Origin of the sequence: Synechococcus sp. R55.3 (assembly GCF_047461975.1) — a bacterium.
Taxonomy (GTDB): domain Bacteria; phylum Cyanobacteriota; class Cyanobacteriia; order Thermostichales; family Thermostichaceae; genus Thermostichus.
Window position 1 is genome coordinate 1 of the sequence record NZ_JANSIG010000132.1, and the last position, 4,519, is coordinate 4,519.

Sequence of the window (4,519 nt, forward strand, 5' to 3'; positions counted from 1 at the left end):
CTCCAGCTCTACTTCAAAGTCCTGCGGGTCTATGAAGCAACTGGGGCAGAGGAAGAGACTAAAATCCTGCCGTCAAGCGAATGGGGCATCAGAAACCCCATCCGCCCATGCGGTGGGGTAGTTCATCAGTTTCCGGCTTCTCTGGCTGGATAAGGATCTTGCTGTTCTGCCCACTATTTCCTCTGGCTTCGTGAAACTTCATTCTCCCCCCACCCATCCGGTTGGCCGTTCCTCCAGCACGTTCTCCCTCGTTTGCGCGGTGGGCCTGATGGATCGCTATGTCCTCTCGGAGATGCTGCTGCCGTTTCTCTTTGGGGTGGGAGCTTTCACAACCTTGGTGATGGCGGTGGGATCCCTGTTTGAGCTGGTGCGCCTGGTGGTGGAAGCGGGTCTGTCGCTTTCGGCGGCGTTACAGGTGTTTGTGTTGCGGGCGCCGGGGATCATCGTTTTGACGTTCCCGATGTCCATGTTGCTGGCCACGTTGCTGGCCTATGGGCGCTTGTCTGCCGACAACGAGATCACGGCCTTGCGCGGATGCGGGGTGAGCCTTTACCGCCTCATGGTGCCTGCCCTCGTCCTCAGCTTGCTGGTGACGACGTTAACGTTTCTGTTCAATGAGCTGGTGGTGCCGGTGAGCAATCGCCAAGCGGCCACGACTTTGAATCGAGCTTTAAATCGGGATCCCGACTTCCGGCGGGAGAATATCCTCTACCAAGAATTTGGCGAGATCCTCATGCCTGAGCCGGACGGCACCTTTTCCCGGCGACAAGGGCTAACCCGTCAGTTCTACGCCCGCAGCTTCGATGGGAAGCAAATGCGCGGCATTATCGTCCTAGATTTTTCCAACGAAGCGCTCAACCAAATCCTGCTGGCCCAACGGGGACGCTGGGATCCCCAAGAGAATCTTTGGGTGTTTGAGGATGGCACCAACTACATCGTTTCTCCTGATGGCACCTACAGCAACATTGCCACCTTCAGCCGGCAGGAGTTGCGCCTGCCTCGCGCACCACTGGAGCTGGCTCAAGAGATCCGCAGCCCTGAGGAAATGAACATTCGAGAGCTGAACCATTATATCGAAGTGATTGCCAGCTCTGGCGATCTGCAACGGGTGCGTCGTCTACAGGTCAGCCTCAACCAGAAGTATGCCATTCCCTTTGCGTGTCTGGCGTTCACCCTGATTGGGGTGCCTTTGGGATTGCGCCCGCAACGCACCGGTTCCTCTTTGGGGTTGGGCATCAGTGTGCTGATTATCTTTGCCTTCTATGTGCTGCTGTTCATCACCCAGGCGCTGGGACAAATTGGGACGCTGGGGCCGGCAACGGCGGCTTGGTTGCCCAACTTCATCTGTGCCGTCGTAGGACTGGGGTTGCTTCACCGAGCCAATCAATAGCTGCTGGGCACCGTTTTTCCAGATGTAGGATCAGGGTTGCCTATGCATTCTGGAGAGCCCCCCATGGAAATCCAAGCCTGGATGAATTGGATGTTCGGAGGATTGGCCCTGCTGATTTTGGGGGGAGGCATGCTGATGATGTTCACCACGGTGTTCACCACCAAAGGGCCCCAGCCCGAAGATTCTCAGTCGGATCCCAAAAAGGGGTGAGCCTAGCCCAAGGCCCGGTGACCAGTGGGATCCCTGGCATCCAGCTACATGCCTTCATGGGTTGTCAGTCTGGGCCGAGAGAGAACTAGTCCCGCTCCTGTTAGCGGAGCCGCTGCAGAAGCGAGAGGGGTTTCTCTTCCTCTGGCCCTTTCTTTTCAGTCGCAGTTGGCAGGGCGGCTGTTTCTGTTTTCTGAGGTTCGAGCAAGAGCTTGGCGGCTTCTGACTCGACGGCTGGAGGACGAGCCGGGTTTTTCCCTTGTTGGCCGGGCAGGGGCACAGACTCCAGAGTGGCCAGTAAAGATTGAATATGGCTGTGGGTTTCCGGATGGTTGCTGGCGGCATGGGCCAAAAGGGTGAGCTGCTCTTTGGCTGCGGCCAGGTTCCCCAGCTTGAGATCCACCAAAGCCAGTTGATAGCGGGCCTTAAAGCTACTGGGATCCACCTCTACCGAGCGTTGAAAGGCAGCGCGCGCCTCCGCCAGCTTGCCCTGACGGGCGTAGATCAAGCCGAGGTTAAAAGGCACATCGGGATCCCGTTCGCTGGGCAGCACCAAGGTTTTTTCTTCCAGTTCAATCGCGCTCCGGTAGGCGTTGATGGCCAAGGTATGAAAGCCCATCTGCAGGTAGCGGGCTCCGTCTTCCTTCAGTTGGGCGACCGTCGGTTCTCCTGTCAGTAGGGTCATGGGCGGTTGTGCGTAGGCGGGCATGGCCATCGCCAAACTCAGCAAGCATCCCGCCGTTCTCAAGCCCAGGGGGACAGCCTGACAACCGCTCTGCTGCTTATTCATCACCATGATCTGTTTCCTCCAACCACATCAACACCACTTCATTCCACCCCTCTGGGCCGGGGAGCTGAGCCAATTGCCATTGGGGCAGGGCCTCACTCCAGAGGCTATCCGCAATTGGGCTGGGAAGCACCACTTTTTGCTCCGTCCACCGCAAAAAGGCCACATCGGGCGGGGAACAACCAATGCCCAAAGCCTTGATAGGGCCCAAATGCCGTTGATAGCAATCCAGCAGCCGCCGCACCGCCTGCTCCCCCGGCAAGAAATTGGGTTCTGCGGCCATCGTTGGCCGTATCCATCCGGTCAGATACCATTGCGGCAGGCTGGAGAAGTGGAGCTGACGCACCCGCAGCAGATGTTGGGTGAGGTTGGCCTCTTGTTGGGCAAAAGCTTCCCGTAGGGTTTCGGGATCCCCGGAATAGCTGAAAATCTCACTGTACTCTCGCTGCTGCGCCCGCTCCGCCTCTTCCAAAGGGATCCCGGTGGCAGCGGCCAGTTCAGAGGCAGTCCAATCCCCAAACCCGATCAAGTCCAAGTGGAAATCTTGGCGCACCTGTTGCAAGATGCTGCGCAGGCGAGAATAGGGCAGACCCAAGGCATACACGTAGTAGGGCGGTCGGTGTTGCCACTGCTCATCCAGAATGCCCGCCGGGAAGTAATGCTCAGGCACGTAAACGGCGGATCCATCCTCGCAGATGAACGGATGCTCCAGGCGTAACTGCCGCCGCACCTGCTCCAGTTGAGCACGGGTGCGCAGGCTGTAGAGCACCAAGGGAATGGAGCGGCGCTCTAGGGCAGCCAAGGCTTGTCGGGCAGCACCATAGCTGTTGGACTCCAGATCCAGCAAGCTGCCATCCAAACTGGTAAGGACAAGTCGCATAGGCGCAGGAAGGGAAAAGGTGCTGGCCCCGTCAGAATTGCAAGTAGCGCGACCGGGATCCCTGAAGCGGCCAACATTACCCATGATCCAATAGCTTGACCAATCTGAGGGGGGTTAGCCTCAAATGCTCTCCCTCAAAGCATCTGGGTGAATGGGCAATCCGTGCGCCAGAAGTGGTAAAAGCTCGATTGAGCACTACAGAATGCGTGTGTCGCCGAAGATCTTGGCTCAAAAACCAGCAGCAGAGAAGACAGACAGATTGAGTGGGTCAGTGGCTAGTTCTCTGTGCCGAAGGCGCGATCCCCTGCATCCCCCAGCCCGGGCAAGATAAATCCTCGATCGTTCAGCCGCTCGTCAATCATGGCGCAGAAGATTTGCACCATCGGGTAGTGGGATCCCAACCGCTGTAACCCTGGGGGCGCTGCCAATGCGCAGACAATCCGGACCAAGCTGGGATCCGCCCCCCGCTTTTTCAGCTCATCCAAAACCCACAGCAGCGTGCCCCCGGTGGCCAACATCGGCTCGGGAATGAGAATGCGCATCTGCTCAGGGATCCGCTCTGGAAGGCGATTGAGGTAGCAACTGGCCTGCAGCGTTTCCTCATCCCGCACCATACCGATGTGAAAGATCCGCGCCTGGGGCAAAAGGGCTTGACAACCCTCTAACATCGCCAAACCGGCTCGCAATACAGGCACAATGCCCAGCAGGGTATCCGGCGCAATGACCTCCGCGGCAACGGGTTCCAAAGGGGTTTGCACCTGAACGGTCTGGGTGGGGATCCACTCCCGCATCGCCTCATAGGTCAGCCAACGGCCCAGCTCCGACATGGCCGTGCGAAACAGGGGCATGGGAGTCTCCGCATCCCGAGCCACAGTTAGCCAATGCTTGATGAGCGGGTGAGGGGGGACATAAACACGAAGCTGCTGACTTGCCACGGGAGAATGCCTCAATCTGGGCGGTAGCATAGCGGGTTGCCTCAGCAGAAAGCAAGCTCTCCAATTGACTTGACCGCAACTCCATCCCGACCGGATCAATAGCTCCGGCAAATGCCCAACAGGTGGAACTCTTTGATCAAGCAGGGTTGGGACAGAACGAGGTCTGCAGGTTGTAGCTGTTCAGATTAGGCTACTGAGACAAGCCTTCTGGTTCAGTGCATTCAGCGCCCTAAGTGCGGGTGAAGTGTCCTAGGTCGTGTTGATCTTATGTTAGGATAGAGAGAATAATTTATAGAGGAAAGAGGATGAAGTTGGTTTTT

At 57.6% G+C, this 4,519-nt stretch carries 5 protein-coding genes; 2 read left to right on the top strand and 3 right to left on the bottom strand.

The genetic code is table 11. The features are described from left to right. Positions 1 to 268: 268 nt before the first annotated feature. Both NW849_RS13915 and NW849_RS13920 read left to right on the top strand, forming a co-directional pair. Entirely contained in the window at positions 269 to 1,390 is a 1,122-nt protein-coding gene (locus NW849_RS13915; protein WP_414358395.1) for an LptF/LptG family permease, read from the top strand. Between the two features lie 63 nt (positions 1,391 to 1,453). Then, on the top strand, positions 1,454 to 1,600 hold the full coding sequence (locus NW849_RS13920) for a hypothetical protein (protein ID WP_187147235.1): 147 nt from the start codon (positions 1,454 to 1,456) through the stop codon (positions 1,598 to 1,600). Between the two features lie 100 nt (positions 1,601 to 1,700). Here the strand turns inward: NW849_RS13920 and NW849_RS13925 are convergent, their stop codons facing one another. The 3 genes from NW849_RS13925 to upp form a co-directional block, all read right to left on the bottom strand. Beyond that, the gene (locus tag NW849_RS13925) at positions 1,701 to 2,393 is read right to left on the bottom strand and encodes a tetratricopeptide repeat protein (protein ID WP_414358398.1); all 693 of its coding nucleotides are present in this window, start codon (positions 2,391 to 2,393) and stop codon (positions 1,701 to 1,703) included. After that, positions 2,380 to 3,348 (bottom strand): HAD hydrolase family protein, encoded by a 969-nt coding sequence (locus NW849_RS13930; protein WP_414358400.1) that lies wholly within the window; start codon positions 3,346 to 3,348, stop codon positions 2,380 to 2,382. Before NW849_RS13930 ends, NW849_RS13925 begins: the two co-directional genes overlap by 14 nt. Positions 3,349 to 3,539: 191 nt before the next feature. Further along, positions 3,540 to 4,229 carry a uracil phosphoribosyltransferase gene (gene upp / locus NW849_RS13935; protein WP_414344397.1) on the bottom strand — a complete coding sequence of 230 codons (690 nt, stop codon included), beginning with the start codon at positions 4,227 to 4,229 and terminating at the stop codon, positions 3,540 to 3,542. Positions 4,230 to 4,519: the final 290 nt, after the last annotated feature.